Origin of the sequence: Shewanella sp. UCD-FRSSP16_17 (assembly GCF_001675935.1) — a bacterium.
GTDB lineage: Bacteria > Pseudomonadota > Gammaproteobacteria > Enterobacterales > Shewanellaceae > Shewanella > Shewanella japonica.
Window position 1 is genome coordinate 106,389 of sequence record NZ_LZFV01000046.1, and the last position, 17,749, is coordinate 124,137.

21 protein-coding genes are annotated in these 17,749 nt (G+C 44.8%); 18 read left to right on the plus strand and 3 right to left on the minus strand.

The window, feature by feature from the left end:
• The first annotated feature begins 12 nt into the window (after nt 1-12).
• The 5 genes from A9267_RS17560 to A9267_RS17580 all read left to right on the plus strand — a co-directional run bounded on the left by A9267_RS17560 (nt 13) and on the right by A9267_RS17580 (nt 4,643).
• Nucleotides 13-1,023 carry a flagellar motor switch protein FliG gene (locus A9267_RS17560; protein WP_055025292.1) on the plus strand — a complete coding sequence of 337 codons (1,011 nt, stop codon included), beginning with the start codon at nt 13-15 and terminating at the stop codon, nt 1,021-1,023.
• Nucleotides 1,023-1,853, plus strand: a complete 831-nt coding sequence (fliH, locus tag A9267_RS17565) for a flagellar assembly protein FliH (RefSeq protein WP_231919199.1) — start codon at nt 1,023-1,025, stop codon at nt 1,851-1,853. The genes A9267_RS17560 and fliH overlap by 1 nt, the downstream gene beginning before the upstream one ends.
• Nucleotides 1,843-3,198 carry a FliI/YscN family ATPase gene (locus tag A9267_RS17570; protein WP_197495560.1) on the plus strand — a complete coding sequence of 452 codons (1,356 nt, stop codon included), beginning with the start codon at nt 1,843-1,845 and terminating at the stop codon, nt 3,196-3,198. The genes fliH and A9267_RS17570 overlap by 11 nt, the downstream gene beginning before the upstream one ends.
• A 51-nt stretch (nt 3,199-3,249) precedes the next feature.
• Nucleotides 3,250-3,663, plus strand: a complete 414-nt coding sequence (locus tag A9267_RS17575) for a flagellar FliJ family protein (protein WP_065110136.1) — start codon at nt 3,250-3,252, stop codon at nt 3,661-3,663.
• Nucleotides 3,664-4,382: 719 nt separating this feature from the next.
• Complete coding sequence (locus A9267_RS17580) at nt 4,383-4,643, plus strand: hypothetical protein (RefSeq protein WP_065110137.1); 261 nt, start codon at nt 4,383-4,385, stop codon at nt 4,641-4,643.
• 8 nt (nt 4,644-4,651) lie between these two features.
• Here the strand turns inward: A9267_RS17580 and flgN are convergent, their stop codons facing one another.
• The 3 genes from flgN to flgA form a co-directional block, all read right to left on the minus strand.
• Nucleotides 4,652-5,122 (minus strand): flagellar protein FlgN, encoded by a 471-nt coding sequence (gene flgN / locus A9267_RS17585; RefSeq protein WP_231919200.1) that lies wholly within the window; start codon nt 5,120-5,122, stop codon nt 4,652-4,654.
• A 4-nt stretch (nt 5,123-5,126) separates the two neighbouring features.
• The gene (gene flgM, locus A9267_RS17590; RefSeq protein ID WP_065110139.1) at nt 5,127-5,417 is read right to left on the minus strand and encodes a flagellar biosynthesis anti-sigma factor FlgM; all 291 of its coding nucleotides are present in this window, start codon (nt 5,415-5,417) and stop codon (nt 5,127-5,129) included.
• A gap of 214 nt (nt 5,418-5,631) precedes the next feature.
• Nucleotides 5,632-6,309, minus strand: a complete 678-nt coding sequence (gene flgA / locus A9267_RS17595; RefSeq protein ID WP_231919201.1) for a flagellar basal body P-ring formation chaperone FlgA — start codon at nt 6,307-6,309, stop codon at nt 5,632-5,634.
• 155 nt (nt 6,310-6,464) lie between these two features.
• On the opposite strand from flgA, the gene A9267_RS17600 reads away from it, so the two are divergent.
• The 13 genes from A9267_RS17600 (at nt 6,465) to A9267_RS17660 (ending at nt 17,632) form a co-directional block, all read left to right on the plus strand.
• Nucleotides 6,465-6,815, plus strand: a complete 351-nt coding sequence (locus tag A9267_RS17600) for a flagellar basal body rod protein FlgB (RefSeq protein WP_055025309.1) — start codon at nt 6,465-6,467, stop codon at nt 6,813-6,815.
• 8 nt (nt 6,816-6,823) lie between these two features.
• A complete protein-coding gene (flgC, locus tag A9267_RS17605) occupies nt 6,824-7,243 on the plus strand; it encodes a flagellar basal body rod protein FlgC (protein WP_055025310.1) in 420 nt (139 codons plus the stop codon).
• Nucleotides 7,243-7,911: a flagellar hook capping FlgD N-terminal domain-containing protein gene (locus A9267_RS17610; RefSeq protein WP_055025311.1), complete on the plus strand. Its 669-nt coding sequence runs from the start codon at nt 7,243-7,245 to the stop codon at nt 7,909-7,911. The genes flgC and A9267_RS17610 overlap by 1 nt, the downstream gene beginning before the upstream one ends.
• A gap of 22 nt (nt 7,912-7,933) precedes the next feature.
• Nucleotides 7,934-9,139 carry a flagellar hook protein FlgE gene (flgE, locus tag A9267_RS17615; protein ID WP_065110141.1) on the plus strand — a complete coding sequence of 402 codons (1,206 nt, stop codon included), beginning with the start codon at nt 7,934-7,936 and terminating at the stop codon, nt 9,137-9,139.
• Between the two features lie 9 nt (nt 9,140-9,148).
• On the plus strand, nt 9,149-9,883 hold the full coding sequence (locus tag A9267_RS17620; protein ID WP_065110142.1) for a flagellar basal body rod protein FlgF: 735 nt from the start codon (nt 9,149-9,151) through the stop codon (nt 9,881-9,883).
• A gap of 40 nt (nt 9,884-9,923) precedes the next feature.
• A complete protein-coding gene (gene flgG, locus A9267_RS17625; RefSeq protein ID WP_055025314.1) occupies nt 9,924-10,709 on the plus strand; it encodes a flagellar basal-body rod protein FlgG in 786 nt (261 codons plus the stop codon).
• Between the two features lie 98 nt (nt 10,710-10,807).
• Nucleotides 10,808-11,470, plus strand: coding sequence for a flagellar basal body L-ring protein FlgH (gene flgH, locus A9267_RS17630; protein ID WP_055025315.1), 663 nt, complete (start codon nt 10,808-10,810; stop codon nt 11,468-11,470).
• A 115-nt stretch (nt 11,471-11,585) separates the two neighbouring features.
• Entirely contained in the window at nt 11,586-12,695 is a 1,110-nt protein-coding gene (locus A9267_RS17635) for a flagellar basal body P-ring protein FlgI (RefSeq protein ID WP_443018809.1), read from the plus strand.
• Complete coding sequence (locus tag A9267_RS17640; protein ID WP_065110144.1) at nt 12,695-13,171, plus strand: rod-binding protein; 477 nt, start codon at nt 12,695-12,697, stop codon at nt 13,169-13,171. The genes A9267_RS17635 and A9267_RS17640 overlap by 1 nt, the downstream gene beginning before the upstream one ends.
• A 58-nt stretch (nt 13,172-13,229) precedes the next feature.
• Entirely contained in the window at nt 13,230-14,597 is a 1,368-nt protein-coding gene (gene flgK, locus A9267_RS17645; protein WP_055025318.1) for a flagellar hook-associated protein FlgK, read from the plus strand.
• A gap of 16 nt (nt 14,598-14,613) precedes the next feature.
• Nucleotides 14,614-15,531, plus strand: a complete 918-nt coding sequence (flgL, locus tag A9267_RS17650; protein WP_065110145.1) for a flagellar hook-associated protein FlgL — start codon at nt 14,614-14,616, stop codon at nt 15,529-15,531.
• Between the two features lie 17 nt (nt 15,532-15,548).
• The gene (locus A9267_RS17655; protein ID WP_065110146.1) at nt 15,549-16,580 is read left to right on the plus strand and encodes a hypothetical protein; all 1,032 of its coding nucleotides are present in this window, start codon (nt 15,549-15,551) and stop codon (nt 16,578-16,580) included.
• A gap of 254 nt (nt 16,581-16,834) precedes the next feature.
• Nucleotides 16,835-17,632, plus strand: coding sequence for a flagellin N-terminal helical domain-containing protein (locus tag A9267_RS17660; RefSeq protein ID WP_065110147.1), 798 nt, complete (start codon nt 16,835-16,837; stop codon nt 17,630-17,632).
• Nucleotides 17,633-17,749 lie beyond the last annotated feature (117 nt).

Sequence of the window (17,749 nt, forward strand, 5' to 3'; positions counted from 1 at the left end):
AGGAAAAGACTAATGATGAATGAACTTGATATTAACTTAGATAATCTCGACCAAGCTGCCATGATCCTATTGAGCATGGGCGAGAAAGGCGCAGCGCAAGTGATGGCTCATTTAGACCGTAATGATGTGCAGCATTTGAGCCATAAAATGGCTCGCCTATCGAGCATTACTCAAAATGAAGCCGACTTTGTCATAGGACGCTTTTTTAAGCGCTACCAAGAGCAATCAGGTATTGCCCGCGCCTCACGCTCATACCTGCAAAAAACCCTCGATTTAGCCCTAGGGGATCGTGTAGCAAAAAGCTTGATAGACAACATCTATGGTGACGAAATCAAAACCTTGGTTAAACGTCTTGAGTGGGTCGACCCTAAGTTACTTGCCCGTGAAATCACCAATGAACATAGCCAACTTCAAGCGGTACTTTTAGGTTTATTGCCACCTGAAAGTGCAGCCCAAGTATTATCTGGTTTACCAGAAGCAGGCCAAGACGAATTACTGGTTCGTATCGCTCAATTAGGAGAGCTTGAGCGCGGTGTCGTTGAAGAACTGCGCCACCTCGTAGAACGATGCATGCTCATCGCAATGGAAAAGAGTCATACTCAAGTATCTGGTATTCGCCAAGTTGCCGACATTCTCAATCGCTTTGAAGGTAACCGAGAGCAATTGATGGAGATGATTAAGCTCCACGATAAAAAACTGGCGGGTGAAGTGGCAGACAACATGTTCGACTTTATTATTTTAGGTCGTCAAAAAGCGGAAACCTTGCAAGAAATCATGGCGCTTGTGCCTGCCGATACGTTAGCGCTAGCGCTTAAAGGTATTGAATCAGACCTTAAGAAAACCTTACTGCAAGCGTTACCAAAGCGTATGTCTTCAGCGATAGAAACCCAAATTGAAGCCATAGGCACAGTACCATTGAGTCAAGCCACAGCAGCCCGCAAAGACATTATGGAACTGGCTAAGCAAATGATGGACGAAGGCCAAATAGAATTACAGCTGTTTGAAGAACAGGTTGTTGAGTAATGAGCACATTTTTGACTGATCAAAAGAGTAAAGCCATGAACAAGTCACCGCATTCTGACAGACGCTTTCGCCTCAGCGGCGAGCGTGTACGCCGTCACCAATTTAGCCCATTACATGCAGACGAGCTTGCCCAAAACCATGAAGAGCCATCATGGCAAGATTACCAACAAGCTTTTGATAAAGGTTATGATGAAGGCGTCGTAAAAGGTCATGAAGCTGGCTTAGTTTCAGGCCACAAAGAAGGCCAACAATCTGGCTATGCAGCAGGATTTAATCAAGGACGAATTGAAGGGCAATTAAAGGGTAAAGAAGCGATTGATGAGCAACTTAATAACTTAATTACGCCATTGTCAGCAATGAAATCTTTGCTCGAAGAGGGTCATACTCAGCAGGTGATGCAGCAACAGGAGCTGATTTTAGATTTGGTTCGTCGAGTATCAATTCAAGTTATCCGTTGTGAACTGACCTTACAGCCTCAACAAATTCTTGCCTTAGTTGAAGAAACACTAGCCGCGATTCCTGATGCTCCCACTGACGTGAAAATTCATCTTGAGCCATCAGCTGTCACGCAATTAAAAGACATCGCAGCTGATAAAGTGCAAGACTGGACTTTAGTCCCTGACAACACTATCAGTGCGGGCGGTTGTCGTATTGTGGGCGATAAATCCGATGCCGATGCCTCAATGGAAACCCGTCTCAATGCCTGTTTAGATCAAGTAGAGAATCACTTAAAGCGCACAGATATCGAGCAACAACTGTCATCAGATACAAGTGTCAATCAGGCAACAACAGATACTACAGACGAAACTCGAGGCGCCAGTGAGCACTAGTTCGGCTCAAACAAGCGCCGAGATCATTGACTGGCCGTCTGTGCCAGTGGCACAAGTGTATGGCAAGCTCACTCGAGTCAATGGCTTACTGCTTGAGGCTGTCGGCTGCCAACTAGGTACAGGCGATCGCTGTCATATTGAGTGTCGCAATGGTGGAGTCGTCGAAGCTGAGGTTGTCGGGTTTTACAAAGACACCGTCTGTTTAATGCCAATTGAACACACCACAGGACTGATGCCTGGCGCAAGAGTGATCCCTATCGCTGAGCGCTGCCAAATACCTGTTGGTAAAGGCTTACTTGGCCGTGTACTTAATGGCTTAGGTAAGCCACTTGATGACCTTGGCCCTCTTAGCCAGATACAAACCATTCCTATGGTGCAAATGAGCACTAACCCGCTACAGCGTAAGCCAATTACCGAACCTTTAGATGTCGGGATCCGAGCTATCAATGCTTTATTGCCCGTAGGCCGTGGTCAACGCTTAGGGTTATTTGCTGGCTCTGGTGTTGGTAAAAGTGTGCTGTTAGGCATGATGACCCGCTTTACTGAGGCTGACATTGTCATCGTTGGGCTAATTGGTGAACGTGGCCGTGAAGTGCGTGAATTTATCGAGCAATCATTGGGCGAAGAAGGCCGACAACGTTCAGTTGTCATCGCCGCTCCAGCAGATACCACCCCATTGATGCGTATGCGTGCCATGCGACTGTGCCATCACATTGCTTGCGCTTACCGAGATCAAGGAAAGCGAGTTCTGCTATTAGTTGACTCTTTAACCCGCTATGCACAAGCGCAGCGAGAAATTGCCTTAAGCTTAGGTGAACCACCGGCAACCAAAGGTTATCCGCCATCAGCGTTTGCCCAGCTTCCTAGCTTGGTCGAAATGGCAGGAAACGGCCAACACCCTACAGGCACCTTAACTGCATTTTATACCGTATTAACGGAAGGTGATGATCAACAAGATCCTATTGCCGATGCAGCTCGAGCCATCCTTGATGGCCACATAGTGCTAGATAGAAAACTGGCTGAACAAGGCCATTACCCTGCCATTGATATTGGCGCTTCGGTAAGCCGACTTGCAGCTCAAGTTGCCAGCGCTGACAGCTTGTCTCACGGACAAGTTTTTAGGCATTTAAATAGTAAATATCAGCAGGTGAAAGAATTATTGCCTTTAGGTGGTTATCAGCCAGGGCAAGATAAAGAGCTGGATATTGCAGTACAAGCGTACCCACAAATGGCCGCTTTTTTACAGCAAGCGACCCATAGTCAAGCAGACCATCAACATAGCATCAGCCAATTACAGCAGTTAGTTGAAGGTCTGGGTTACCAAGCACCTCCTTCGACTGAATAAGGCAGATGCAGCAGTACGTCATCAACCAAAGCGCATTGTAGAGAACGTAAAATGAAACAGCTTTTACAGTTATGCCAACAAGAAGAAAAGAAACTGCATCAGCTCAGCCAGCAAAAGAATGCCAGCCAACAGCGTTTGCTTGAAATCGCCCAGCAGCAGCAACAACTATCAAGCATGGTCAGCCAATATCACGCTTACCCAAAACAATGCGCCAACCCGCTATTAATGCAAAATAGCGTACAAATGATTAACGCAATTCAGCCCCTACAAAAGAAGCTCACACGTCAAAAAATATTATTAGAACAAGAACATCAAAGAGTGGATAAAATCTGGCGTAGCCAGTTAGGGCGCCAACAAGGCATTAATTGGTTCTATCAAGATCGTCTCAAACAACGACAAGCTCATATTAATAAACAAGAACAAAAACAAATGGATGATTTGGCCTGTCGGTATCAGCTTAAGTAAACATACTTAAATGATGTTTTTTATTGCCAAACTTCGTTTAGGTTTCCCCTCCCCCTTACTTTATTAGTGCACAGAGGTTAATTTGAAAATAAATAAGAGTGTCATTTTGGGCAACCTTCATAAATGGTCGGCAATCACCTGCATAGGAACAACTTTGTTATATCTTTTCCTTGTGATGAACTTAACTTACGTTGGAGTAAAGGTAACGTACTACTCAATCCCCATTATAGTGATGAGCTTTGCGCTAGCTTACTTATCAAGAAAGCACAGAACTTATTTTAGAAGCAAAAATTGCTAACTTTCAAGGTGAAAGATTCTTTGTATTTCCAAACTTCGTTTGGATTAGATCAAAGCCCTGGTGCTTCGCCCACACCCAATTCTAACATTCGTGATTTCTCCCATATTTCCAAACTCCGTTTGGATTAACGTCGTGGCGCTTCGCCCACACCCGACCAAAAGGGTATCAACAGCAATACCCTCTTGGAACACCCCGCTGCCCCTACGAAATTTTCTGAGAAGCGAAAGATTTCAATGGGGATTTTCATATCGTTTAACTTTATCTGTAGCCTGCTTCGGTAAGCTGTGAAAATCACTAACGCTTACGATGGGGCGTCCCTTCCCCTCGAAAGCTAGCCAGACATCCATGTCTGGACTCACGCTATTTTCTTACTTACCTCAATTCAAATGGAACATTCAAAGGAGGTCAAAAAGCATCTTTTATGCAAACTGAATTAATTAAGTTAAAACTAGCAATATCTTTAAAGCTCAATATTATTTCGCTTTTAGAGGGCTTAGCATTGATATTAACTAAGATAGAAAAAGAATCTAACCCATTGAAATTTAATGATGAGCTATTTGAGCTATATGTATGTTGGCTTAAAATCGTCCGAGATAAGCAGTTACTAATTAGATCTAACCGGAAACTGCTTGCCCAAGGAGTATTTAGCGCTGCTTTCAGCAACTTTATATCTGGATTATAGCCGAAAGTTTACCTAGCATACCCATAGTCGTTTTGACTTTCTGGTTGCTTGTTCAATAACGAGTTAATCACTTCTTGTTGGCTGACCAACAACTTGCCATTTTCTTCGTTAAACTGTTGGCTTTCTTTTACTAAATCAACCAAGTTGCGCCACAATATCAGTACTTGTTTTTGGCTGGCTTGAGGCAGTCTGGCGATGAGATCTTCCATGCCTTTACTGTTGCCAGTAAAACCTAAAGCAACTAAGGTTCTTGAACGGTTTTTAGCGCGCTCCATTAGCTTTTCACATAATTGTGTTTGCGCTTCATTATGCAACGCTAAACCAGCATTATCACGGCGTTTCATTAATTCACGTTGGCGGATTAATAAGCCATGAAGCTGTTTGTAGCCATCAATATCCACTCTTATTCCACGCAATAACCCTTGCACTTGCTCCCGCTTAGATACTGGTGCAGCCGAACCTTGATGTGATTGTTCCACTTGATTACCCATGATTTTGCTTCATCGCCTCTGCTATTTTTTTCACATCTAAACTGAATGTGCCGTTTTGCAATGCTTGACGTAATTCAGCCACTTTTGCGGCGTCAAAGTCGTCCATATCGGCTAGGTTAGGCTGGTTTTTTTCAATCAGTTTCCAATCATCACTCACGGTACTTTGCACAGGCATTTTCCGTGTTTTAAGCTCGGCAACTTCATGCTGTTGCGAGGTATTGGATTTGCTTTTCGTTGTGCCCATGTCAGCGGTGACTGCGCTAGAAATTTTGTTGATATCCATAATGGTTCACCATATATGTCGTCGATATCTATTAAAGGCGGCTAATAAACAAGAAAACTAAAATGTCATCATCATAAAATCAGCCTGATAACTTAAGCGGAATGATGCACAATTTAGCCTATGGACGTTGACAAGCTTTGAGCTGTAATACTGAACTTGAAATTTGATAGCTTAGACTGAAAAGTTCGCCGGTCAGTGAGTCTATTTGACCTGCTTAAAATAAGGTCTTCACTCTGCCTTTCGCAGTGGGGTAAACATGAATAATTTTACCAGAACTTAAATTGCGGACTCGAATAGTCGCTCCTTCTCCGCCAGACTCTAATGCTTCTCCTGGCATATTGGCATAAAAGCCATTCATTTTAGCTTCTATAATCACCCGGTCACCAATATTAATCCATTGAGGATTAGTCACTTGGCTGGTTTTTATCGCTCTGAACCGACGCAGTTTGTGGCTGACTTGATGACCGATTAATTGCGATTTTTGAGTAATAAGATCTCGGTCTGCTGGAGTCAATTTAAGCCATTGCAGCTCAATATCACTGGCAGAAATATGCTCGCCTCTTGCCAACGGTCTATTTGCCACAGGGACATTGGCAGTGACATCAACACGAGCACGAATAAATAAACTCCACCCTAATGATTCACATGTCACTCGACGTTGAACATTGCCAAAAGGCAATCTAGCACCGCTGCTAATCACCAGCGCGTTTGGGCATTGCTGCAAGTTAGCGGCCCCTGAAGGTAAATGCACATCAATCGTGTGTTTGATGGCATCAAGCCCTGCTTGTCGCTGCCAGTTGGCTAGTTCCTTTTCTACCATTTGCGTAAAAGACTGCTTTAGTTGCCCTGTGGCATTGCTGTGATCTTGCGCATGTATTGTCAGCGGAAGCAAACAGGATGCCGCCAGTGCCACACAGGAAACAAGCGTTCCGATCTTATCTTTAAAATAGTCACAAACCATTGATAAAACTCGCTTTAAACTTTTGGCACACTAATTGGATAGACAAGGCAAATATTGAAATCGTCCATACCATACTAGGAGTTTTAATGGCTATCAACCTCGACACCGCCTTAGGCATTCACGCACAAACATTAGATTTTCGAGTCGAGCGAAGCAAGATGTTGGCGGGTAACTTAGCCAATGCTGAAACTCCTGGTTATAAAGCGAAGGATTTAGATTTCAAAGCTGTCATGACGCAAATCAATGCGGGAATGGATGTCGGTCGAGACTACCAAACAGCCTACCGTGTGCCTTACCAAAGCTCTGCGGATCACAATACCGTTGAGCTGGGTAAAGAACAGGCGAGGTATTCGCAAAATGCCATGGATTATCAAACGAGTCTCACCTTCTTGAACATGAAAATTTCCGGCTTACGCTCGGCTATCGAAGGACAATAGGAACTGATATGTCATTTGGAGAAATATACCAAATTGCGGGTGCAGGTATGCACGCACAAACCATTCGTTTAAACACCGTGGCCAGTAACTTGGCTAATTCAGGTGCTGCGGCAGAAAATCCTGATGATGCATATCGTGCATTGAAGCCGGTTTTCTCAACGATCTACAACCAAACCCAAGAAGGCAAAGCCGCTGGTGCACAAGTTGAAATCGCCGCCATTGTCGAAACCGATGCTCCGTTAGATATGCGATACGAGCCTGATCATCCCTTTGCTGACGAACTCGGTTATGTCGCCTATTCAAACGTCAACACAGTTGAAGAAATGGCTGACATGATGGCAGCAAGTCGTTCATTTGAAACCAATGTAGAAGTGATGAACCGTGCTCGTTCTATGCAACAAGGGCTATTGCAGCTAGGAAACAAATAATGAATGTTACCCCAAGTACAACCAGTAATGACCCTGCTGCAACTGCCACAGAAGTTATGAATTCACCAGGCAATGATGCTTCATCTATCCGCAATGAATTTCTAACCCTGATGATTGCGCAAATTCAAAATCAAGATCCTACCAACCCTATTGATGGCACTGAGTACGTCACTCAACTGGCACAGTTCTCACAAGTAGAAAGTCTTGAGCACATGCGCGCAAATCAAGCCACCAGCATGGTGATGATGGAAAATTTAGCCATTGTGCAATCAGCGCAACTTGTGGGCAAAACGGCCATGGTGCCTGCATCAGAGCTTGAAATAGACGGCTTACCTGTTGATGGCAAAGTCTATCTAGGTAATGCGGTTGAAGAGCTCAGTATCGATATCATCGACGAAAATGGTGATGTGGTACATACCTTAGAGTTAGGTTCTCAAGAGCCTGGTGATGTGGCCTTTACCATTGATCCAGAAGCCCTAGATTTGCCTGCTGGCGAATACAGTATCGAAGCCAATATCACTGCTGATGATGTGACAGAAACCGCAGATACCTTCATCGCTGCAACCATTGAAAAAGTGCACTTTGTCAGTGCCTCCGGCGTCATGATGGCCGAATTAGGTAACGGGCTTGGCACCGTTTCTGTTCTCGAAATCTCTGAAGTCTCATAACAAAAATTAATAGGATTACACCATGTCGTTCAATATCGCATTAAGTGGTTTACAAGCAACAACACAAGACTTAAACACCATCAGTAACAACATTGCTAACGGTTCTACTGTTGGTTTCCGTAGTGGCCGTAGCGAATTTGCAGCCGTTTACAATGGTGGCCAACCTGGCGGTGTAAATACCATGTCGACTAGCCAAAACTTCTCAATGGCAGGCAGCCTTGCTTACACAGGTCGTCAACTTGATATGGGAATTCAAGGTGATGGATTCTTTGTTCTTAGCGGTCAAGATGGCAGCACCATGTACTCACGTGCAGGTATGTTCAATCAAGATGCCAATGGCTATGTAACCGATCCAGCGGGTAACCGTTTACAAGGTTACAGTGTCGGGCCTGGCGGGCAATTACAAAACGGTAATGTGACTGACTTACAAATACAGGCTGGCTCGCTTCCCGCGTCTGCAACTGACACCATTAACCTAGTGTCAAACCTTGATTCTCGAGTCGATGCTATCGACCAAACTGACACACCGTTTGATAAAGATGATGCATCGACGTATCACTCTTCAAGTACTGTGACGACCTATGACTCACAAGGTAATGAGCACGCACTGACGCAATATTTTGTAAAAACAGCTGACAATGAATGGTCGGTACATTATGTGATGGGCGATGAAGATATTACGCCAGCTGCGGGTCATCAACTGTCATTTGATGAAAACGGTTTGCTGACTGCTGGCGCTGATTTTGAATTAGACATCCCACGAGATATTACTGGCGGTGCAGCCGCAATGGTATTAGCACTCAGCTTTGATAAAAGCACCCAATACGCTTCTGACTATAACAACTCAAGCCTAAGCCAAAACGGTTACACATCAGGTGAGCTTAACGGTATTCGCCTTGACGATGGCGGTAACTTGTACGGCACTTACACCAATGGTGAAGAGCAACTTCAAGGGCAAGTGGTGTTAGCCGATTTCAACAACCCAAATGGTTTAAGCCCTGTAGGTCAAAATGCGTGGATTGCCACTAACTCAGCGGGTCAACCAATGATTGGCACGCCAACAACTGGCACCTTAGGGTCAATTAATGCAGGTTACCTAGAAAGCTCAAATGTCGATAACACCGCTGAAATGGTTAACTTAATGACAGCCCAGCGAAACTACCAGTCAAATGCCAAAGTGTTAGATGCCAACTCGACTATGCAGCAAGCATTACTAAACGTTATTTAAGGCTGAACCATGGATAAGATGCTGTATACCGCTGCAACAGGCGCGACCAGAGTCATGGAAGCCCAAGCTATCAGAGCCAACAACCTGGCAAATGCTGATACCACTGGCTTTAAGGCAGATCTTGAGCGTGTGAATGCCAAAGTGGTCACCCCTACAGGTAATAGCTTACACACTCGAGTCTTAGCGCAAACTGAAAGTAGCGGCTTTAGCCAACAGGCTGGTGTGCTCAACCCAACAGGCAGAACATTGGATTTAGCCATCAATGATGGCGGTCTATTTAGTGTGATGACACCTGATGGAGAAGCTTATACCCGCTCTGGTGTCGTCGTGCCTGATGCAGCGGGGCAATTAACCATAGATGGTCGCCCTGTCGCAGGCGTTGATGGTCCAATCGTGCTACCTGAATACCGAGAGCTATTCATTGGTGATGATGGTCGTATCAGTATCGTTGCCGACACAGGCAACATTACCGAAGAAGTCGGTCAGCTAAAACTGGTTAACCCAGACTTACAGCAAATTCAAAAAGGCCAAGACGGACTGTTTTACAGTAACGATGGAATGCCATTAGCCGCAGACGATGAAGTGCTAGTACGTAGCGGCTTTCTTGAGGCCAGTAATGTTAAAGCGGTAAGCGAACTCATCGCATCAATGGACTTAAGCCGCCAATTTGAAGTGCAAGTGAAACTGATGCAAAGCGCCGAGAAACTGGCTGAATCAGGCAATCGTTTAATGCGTGATGCATAACAAAGCACGCACGACAGAATAAAATAAAAGGAATCACATCATGCAATCTGCATTATGGGTAAGTAAAACGGGCCTTAGTGCTCAAGACACTAAGATGACCACCATTGCCAACAACTTGGCTAACGTTAACACCACAGGTTTTAAGCGTGACCGTGTGGCATTTAACGATTTGTTTTATCAAGTACAACGCCAGCCTGGCGGCCAAGTTGATGAGCAAAATGAATTACCTTCTGGATTACAGCTAGGTACAGGTACCCGTGTCGCTGGTACCCAAAAAGTATTTACCACAGGCGATATTCTCACTACAGGCCAGCAGCTAGACATGGCGATTCAAGGCCAAGGTTTCTTCCAAATCGAAGAAGCAAATGGTGACTTAGGTTATACCCGTGATGGCCAATTTTTCCGTAGTAGCGACGGCTTAATGGTGACATCACAAGGTTTGCCTTTAGTACCCAATATCGAAATTCCGGAAGATGCGTTAACCGTAACGATTGCATCAGACGGCCAAGTGTCTGCACAAATGGCGGGGCAAGCCGAAGCACAAGAATTAGGCCAAATCACCTTAGTTAACTTCACCAACCCTGCTGGTTTAGAGGCGCGCGGAGACAACTTATACCGTGAAACAGGCGCATCAGGTGCTGCGATTGAAGGGGTTGCAGGCGATCAAGCTATTGGCCAAATTCGCCAAGGTTCTCTTGAAGGTGCCAACGTTAATGTTGTTGAAGAGATGGTTGAAATGATCTCGACTCAACGTGCTTATGAAATGAATGCCAAAGTCGTGTCCTCATCAGATGACATGCTCAAATTCTTAAACCAAGCACTGTAAACACTCACGACAGGTATTGAGCAAAGCATAACCTTGCTCAATACCCTTGTAATACTTTGACTCATGGTCAGGTTAACTTCGTCTCGACAAGGAATATTATGCGACATAGCTGGATTGCGATAGTACTACTGCTATCGGGTTGTGCATCTCACCTTCCTGAGCCAGAAACGGCACCGGGTAAGCCAGAGTGGGCTCCCCCAGAAATTGATTACAGCTTGCCAGAAGCCAGTAATGGTAGTGTTTATCGACAAGGTTATATGTTGACACTTTTTAAAGATAAACGGGCATTTCGTGAAGGCGATATCCTCACTGTGTCACTGGATGAAAAAACTTATTCGAGCAAAAAAGCTGATACCAAAACCAATAAAGAAAGCTCGATGTCTATTGGCGCACAAGGCTCGTCAGGCAACAGCAGTTTTGCTGGCAGCGGTGGCGCAGATACGGGGCGTTCATTTAACGGCACAGGTTCAAGCACTCAACAAAACCAATTAACCGGTTCCATTACTGTCACGGTCGCCAAAGTGTTACCTAACGGCGCCTTGCTCATTCGAGGCGAGAAATGGCTCAGGCTGAACCAAGGTGATGAGTACCTTAGATTACTCGGACTGATCCGCACCGATGACATAGGCAACGACAATACTATTTCATCTCAACGTATTGCTGATGCCAGAATTATCTATGGCGGTCAGGGTGCAATTTCAGACAGTAACCAAATGGGTTGGGCGTCTCGATACTTTAATAGCCCTTGGTTTCCGCTGTAATGACACGACTTGCACAGCGTCATCTCATCCAGTTTACTTTTGTTAGTGCCTGCCAATTCGTGCAGGCATGGAGCGTTAAATGAAACAAGCTATCGCATTTTTTGCGAGCGTGTTAATGACTATTTTGTCATTTCAAACCACTGCTGCACCGCAAACAGAACAAGCCATTCAAAATCGTTATTTGATGGATATTGTTGATGTGCAAGGTATCCGTGATAACCAACTCGTAGGATACGGTTTAGTTGTGGGGCTCGATGGCACCGGTGACCGAAACCAAGTGCGCTTTACCAGCCAATCTATCGTTAATATGCTCAAGCAGTTTGGCGTGCAAATTGATGATAGAACCGACCCTAAATTGAAAAATGTCGCAGCAGTCGCTGTACATGCCACCATTCCACCACTGGCAAGTGCGGGCCAAACCATTGATGTGACCGTGTCATCTTTGGGTGATGCAAAAAGTTTACGTGGCGGCAGCTTACTGATGACCCCGCTACGTGCTGTCGATGGCGAAGTCTATGCCGTGGCACAAGGTAACTTGGTCGTTGGCGGCATTTCAGCTCAAGGTCGTAACGGTACGTCTTTGACGATTAATACCCCGACCGTAGGGGCAATTCCTAACGGTGCGCTGCTAGAGGCAGAGATCCACAGTAACTTTAACGAAACCGAACACATTGTCCTTAACTTGCGCGATCCCAGTTTTAAAACTGCCCGCAATATTGAGCGAGCTGTGAATGAGTTATTTGGCCCTGATGTCGCAGAAGCCGATAGCAGCGCTAAGGTTTTAGTTCGTGCGCCTGAATCAAATCGTGAGCGTGTGACCTTTATGTCTATCCTTGAAGAGCTGCAAATTGAACAAGGGCGAAAATCCCCTCGCGTAGTGTTTAACAGCCGTACAGGCACAGTAGTGATGGGTGGTAATGTTGTTGTTAGAAAAGCAGCAGTCAGCCACGGCAACTTAGTCGTCTCCATCGTTGAACAAGAATTTGTCAGCCAGCCCAATGCGCCGTTTATAGGCCAAGGGCAAGGACAAACTGTGGTTGGTAGTGACAGTGAAATCGATATTGATACGGGCGATGGGCATATGTTTGTGTGGCCAGAAGGCATTGCACTCAATGATGTTGTAAGAGCAGTCAATAGCTTAGGCGCCTCACCAATGGACTTAATGGCAATCCTGCAAGCGCTTAATGAAGCTGGCGCATTAGAAGCTGAATTAGTGGTGATTTAATGAAATTAGATAATAACCACGGTTATCTGAATAACCTCAATGCAAAAGACTTAATCGAAGCTAATGGTGAGCATGGTGCTTTAGAGCTGGTGAGCCAGCAATTTGAAGCCCAATTTTTACAGACAGTGCTCAAACAAATGCGCTCAGCATCGGATGTCATGGCCGATAAAGACAGTCCATTATCATCTCAAAACGATGGCATGTACCGAGACTGGCACGATGCAGAACTTGCAGGCAGATTAAGTCAGCTACAAAGCACTGGCCTTGCTAGCGTAATGACAAAACAATTGTCCGCTGGGCTTAAGTCGGCTCCTGATAGTGTCGCTTCTAATAACCATACTGAACACGTCACTCAAGTTGAGAATACCAGCGCGCAAATACCTGCAAAAACTGAACAAAGTTCAGTGATGACTGTGAACACAACAGCCATGCAGCCAGCGTTAAATATTCCACTAATGGCCAAACCGAACAAATAACAGCGGCGAACAATTCGCAATACCGACTGGATTCGACGCTGTGACATGAGGATTAGATATGAGCATGCTCAATATTGGGATGTCAGGCATTAATGCCAGTATGGCAGCACTCAATGCCACATCAAATAACATTGCCAATGCAATGGTACCAGGCTATTCACGCCAATCTGTATTGATGAGTTCTGTAGGCAGCAGTGCTTACGGTAGCGGTATGGGGGTCATGGTTGACGGTGTTCGTCGTATTTCAGATCAGTATGAAGTGGCGCAACTGTGGAAAACCACCAGTGATGTCGGCTTTACCAGTGTTCAAGCCAGTTATTACACTCAAGCCGAGCAAATATTTGGTTCTGAGGGCAATAACATTTCCGCGGGTTTAGATTTATTGTTCGCTTCGCTCAACTCAGCGATGGAGCAACCCAATGAAATTGCCCATCGTCAGAGTGTATTAAATGAATCTCGTGCCTTGACCCAAAGATTCAATTCTATCAGTGACGGTATCGACTCACAGCTTAAGCAGGTCGAAGGACAAATTAACGCCTCAACTAAAGAAATCAATGCTTTGCTTGAGACAATTGCCAGCTTTAATGCAGAAATCCAATCATCAGGAAGTAATCCACCGCTGTCGTTACTTGATGCGCGCGATGCTGCGATTGATGACTTAGCCGTGATTGTTGATATCCGCGTCGTTGAAGATTCTCAAGGGATGAAGAACATCTCATTGGCTCAAGGACAGCCGTTGGTTTCTGGCACCCAGTCTTCAACGCTATCAACTCAGCCAGATCCTGATAACCCACAATTATCTAAGGTCAGTATCCAGTTTGGTAACTCCAGCTTTCCGATTGATGAAACCGCCGGAGGTAGCTTTGGAGCATTACTCGATTACCGTGATACCAGCTTAGCTGAGTCAATGGCGTTTATTAACGAGCTAGCACAAACCGTCGCTGACGAGTTTAATGCAGTATTGCGCGAAGGTACGGACCTTAACGGCGAAAAGCCGACCCTGGATTTATTCACTTACGACCCGAGTAACCCTGCGGGCACCATCAAAATCAGTGACGGCTTTACCGCTGAAATGCTGGCATTTGGTAAGGATGGTACACCCGGTGATAACGACAACTTAAAAGACATATTAGAACTCGCCAATACCGAGTTTACGTTCGAGTCTATGGGTGTCACGACCACTATGGGTGATGTTTATGCCAGTAAAGTCGGTCAACTCGGCTCAGCCTCTCGCCAAGCACAAATGGCCCAGGACACGGCATTAAAACTGCAAATGGAAGCGCAATCACAATGGGCGAGTACCAGTGGCGTTAGCATGGATGAAGAAGGGGTGAATCTGATTATTTATCAACAATCTTATCAAGCCAATGCCAAGGTCATCTCTACCGCTGATCAATTGTTCCAAACGCTTTTAATGTCTATCTAACTGAAGGAATTCTGTAATGCGCGTTAGCATGATGAATATGTACAGCCAAAACCTACAAAGCATGCAAAACCTCACCAGTGATGTGGCTAGAGTGAATCAGCAAATGGCCACAGGTAAGTCCATTTTGCGTCCTTCAGATGATCCTATTGGCATGGCTAAGGTCATCACAACACAGCGAGATTTAGCGTCTACATCGCAATACTTACAAAACACTGAATCACTTAGTACCAGTTTAGATCGCTCTGAAACCTACCTTTCAAGCATGACTAACCTGCAAATGCGGATGCGCGAAATCACCATCGGTGCCAATAACGGTGCACTCTCACCAGAAGATAGAGCAGCGTATGCGGCGGAGTTAAGTGAGTTACTCGAGTCGTTTGTGGATGTGGTTAATGCAAAAGATGATGGCGGAAACTACCTGTTTTCAGGTAACGAGACAGGGACAGCTCCTATCGGTATTGATGCTGATGGTAACTACTTTTATCAGGGCGATGATGGCCACCGAGAAGTACAGATATCCGGCTCAGCTTGGATGACGGGTAACGTGACTGCTCAAGAATTTTTATTCTCATCAGGCGGCACTGATATCCTGAATCAAACCAAGCAATTCATCGACGTACTGAATGACCCAGATTTAAGTCCTGGCGATGATGCTTTTACCCAAGCAGCTGAAGATATGTTAGCGACATTAGATGATTCTTTAGCAAGCATTAGCGGCGCTATTACTGATATTGGTGGTAAACAAAATGCCCTTAGTTTGATGCAAACAACTCATACAGAGCGCATTTTATTCAGCGAAGAAGTCATCGGTGAAACCGAAGGCTTAGATTATGCTCAAGCCACAGCTGAGTTTAATTTGAAGTTGACCACATTACAGGTGACGCAACAGTCTTTTGTGCAGGTAAGTCAGTTATCATTGTTCAACCACATGTAAGTTAGTTAACCAAATCCATGCTTAAAGGTATTTCCGAGAGTCTCAATGTATTGCAGCGCAACCAAACGGTTGCGCCCGCACCTACCGCAGTGCCAAGCTCACAGCCAGCGACAGCCAAACCAGCGCCTTCGATTCCAACCCACAGATTAGCAAGCTACCAAAAGTGGGCGAAAGTCACTCAAGGCCAGCATGCTATTTCAGCTAATCAAGTGGCTGAACAAGGCTTACTAAAGGTGTCGCAATTACTCAAAAAACTGCAAGTTCCTCTCAGTAATGCCTCTTTGCAGCATGGCCTGTCAGAACAACAATCTGATACCGCAAAGCAACTCCAACAACAACTAGCAGCGCTCGATATCAGTTATCAACAGCAACCGTTAGTTGATCACCAACTGAACTTAATCAATAGCCAACGCCCAGCAGCTAAGCATTTCTTTCAACTCAAGTCGGTTGATTTAATTGGGGTAAAAACCCGTGATGAACGCATTACTGTGCAATATGGGAATCAAGCTGCAAGTGCGTTATTACCCGCGCATCAAAATAGCCAGTACTTAGCCAAGCAACTGACTCATGCTTTAAAAGACATTGGGATAACGGTACAAGCACCTGCACGAGATTCAGCTATGCTCAGCAGTGAACATAGTGAATGGCAACAGATACAAGCGGGTTTACTGATGTCAGGCCAAGGACAACGCCTGCCAGCTGGCGAAGCTCGCACAGTAAAAGTGGTAGAGATATTATCGTGGCAAGATCCAAAAGAGTGGCGTTTCGATAAGCCCGAAGACATTAAACAAACACAGGCTAAAATTGCTAAAACTCAGCAAAAAGTGAATCAACAGTTGATGGAGTTACGCAGCAGCAAACAAAAAGTGCAGCAGCAATTAAAGCGAACTAACTACCAAGAACAACTTCATGGCAACCTTGATAACAACATGGCTAAACTCAAAGAACTGATGCAGCCTACACCTTTTTATGCCCAGGTGACGTCCTTAATGGCGCAAGCTAATGTCAGCCGTGACCATGTGTCATCGCTATTAAAAAGTAAGCCATAAATATATTGTTTCTCACGATAATGAGGTTTTATTCGTGAAAAGTCCCTTGTTGTAATTCATTTCGCCCCTCACCACACATCCCTCATGCCCTATATTTGATGGGCTTTGGGGTTTATACCAAGCTACAAGATTCTGTTTTACTCCCTCATTTGAACAAAATTTTAGTATTTTTTTTATCACTCCGATTCAGTTTCGTTTTCCTGTGTCGTTTTAATTAATTGTGAGACCAAAACTTTAAACTATAGGAAAACATTATGTTATCTGTTCATACTAATACTGCTTCGAACATTGCTCAAAACTCAGTGACTAAAAGTAACGATCTAATGACCAACGCTATGGAGCGTTTATCAACAGGTCTTCGTATCAACAGCTCTGCTGATGATGCTGCTGGTCTACAAATTGCGACTCGCTTAAATGCAAACGTAACAGGCATGGAGCAAGCTAGCCGTAACGTGAATGATGCGACATCTATGCTACAAACTGCTGATGGTGCACTTGAAGAGCTAACAACTATCGCAATGCGTCAAAAAGAGCTTGCTACACAAGCAGCTAACGGCGTGAACTCAGCTGAAGACTTAACTGCTCTAAACGACGAATTTGCTGAATTAAGTGCTGAAGTTGACCGTATTATCGGTGACACTGAATACTCAGGTAACAACCTATTCACTGCTTTAGACGATATTGATTTCCAAATCGGTGCAGGTTCAAACGAAGTATTAAACGTAACTTTAGGTGCATCTGCATTAGCTGGTCTAACTGATGATCTAGAAACTGCAGCTAACGCAGCAATCGATAACGTTGATGACTTCATCGATGCTATTGGTGTTGAGCGTTCAACACTTGGTGCTAACATCAACCGTTTAGGCCACACAGCGTCTAACCTAACTAACGTTACTGAAAACACTAAAGCTGCAGCTGGCCGCATCATGGATGCAGATTTCGCCGTTGAATCAGCTAACATGACTAAAAACCAGTTATTAGTTCAAGCAGGTACTACTGTACTTTCTAACGCTAACCAAAACACTGGCTTAGTTATGGGTCTATTACGCTAATATCGCGTTAATAACCTTGATAAAAAGGGCCGCTTGGCCCTTTTTCTGTTTTTATTCAGTACGTCTTTCATTGTTATCAACTCAAGCCTGAATAGTCACTGCAAGCATCTAATTTTA

What these genes read in the sequence shown, in the direction of transcription:
- flgE (WP_065110141.1), top strand. Translation starts at nt 7,934, where the DNA reads ATGTCGTTCAATATCGCATTAAGTGGTTTACAAGCAACAACACAAGAC.
- A9267_RS17600 (WP_055025309.1), top strand. Translation starts at nt 6,465, where the DNA reads ATGGCTATCAACCTCGACACCGCCTTAGGCATTCACGCACAAACATTA.
- flgK (WP_055025318.1), top strand. Translation starts at nt 13,230, where the DNA reads ATGAGCATGCTCAATATTGGGATGTCAGGCATTAATGCCAGTATGGCA.
- flgG (WP_055025314.1), top strand. Translation starts at nt 9,924, where the DNA reads ATGCAATCTGCATTATGGGTAAGTAAAACGGGCCTTAGTGCTCAAGAC.
- A9267_RS17560 (WP_055025292.1), top strand. Translation starts at nt 13, where the DNA reads ATGATGAATGAACTTGATATTAACTTAGATAATCTCGACCAAGCTGCC.
- A9267_RS17580 (WP_065110137.1), top strand. Translation starts at nt 4,383, where the DNA reads ATGCAAACTGAATTAATTAAGTTAAAACTAGCAATATCTTTAAAGCTC.
- flgH (WP_055025315.1), top strand. Translation starts at nt 10,808, where the DNA reads ATGCGACATAGCTGGATTGCGATAGTACTACTGCTATCGGGTTGTGCA.
- A9267_RS17660 (WP_065110147.1), top strand. Translation starts at nt 16,835, where the DNA reads ATGTTATCTGTTCATACTAATACTGCTTCGAACATTGCTCAAAACTCA.
- A9267_RS17610 (WP_055025311.1), top strand. Translation starts at nt 7,243, where the DNA reads ATGAATGTTACCCCAAGTACAACCAGTAATGACCCTGCTGCAACTGCC.
- fliH (WP_231919199.1), top strand. Translation starts at nt 1,023, where the DNA reads ATGAGCACATTTTTGACTGATCAAAAGAGTAAAGCCATGAACAAGTCA.
- flgC (WP_055025310.1), top strand. Translation starts at nt 6,824, where the DNA reads ATGTCATTTGGAGAAATATACCAAATTGCGGGTGCAGGTATGCACGCA.
- flgL (WP_065110145.1), top strand. Translation starts at nt 14,614, where the DNA reads ATGCGCGTTAGCATGATGAATATGTACAGCCAAAACCTACAAAGCATG.
- A9267_RS17575 (WP_065110136.1), top strand. Translation starts at nt 3,250, where the DNA reads ATGAAACAGCTTTTACAGTTATGCCAACAAGAAGAAAAGAAACTGCAT.
- A9267_RS17655 (WP_065110146.1), top strand. Translation starts at nt 15,549, where the DNA reads ATGCTTAAAGGTATTTCCGAGAGTCTCAATGTATTGCAGCGCAACCAA.
- A9267_RS17640 (WP_065110144.1), top strand. Translation starts at nt 12,695, where the DNA reads ATGAAATTAGATAATAACCACGGTTATCTGAATAACCTCAATGCAAAA.
- flgM (WP_065110139.1), bottom strand. Translation starts at nt 5,417, where the DNA reads ATGGATATCAACAAAATTTCTAGCGCAGTCACCGCTGACATGGGCACA.
- A9267_RS17635 (WP_443018809.1), top strand. Translation starts at nt 11,586, where the DNA reads ATGACTATTTTGTCATTTCAAACCACTGCTGCACCGCAAACAGAACAA.
- A9267_RS17620 (WP_065110142.1), top strand. Translation starts at nt 9,149, where the DNA reads ATGGATAAGATGCTGTATACCGCTGCAACAGGCGCGACCAGAGTCATG.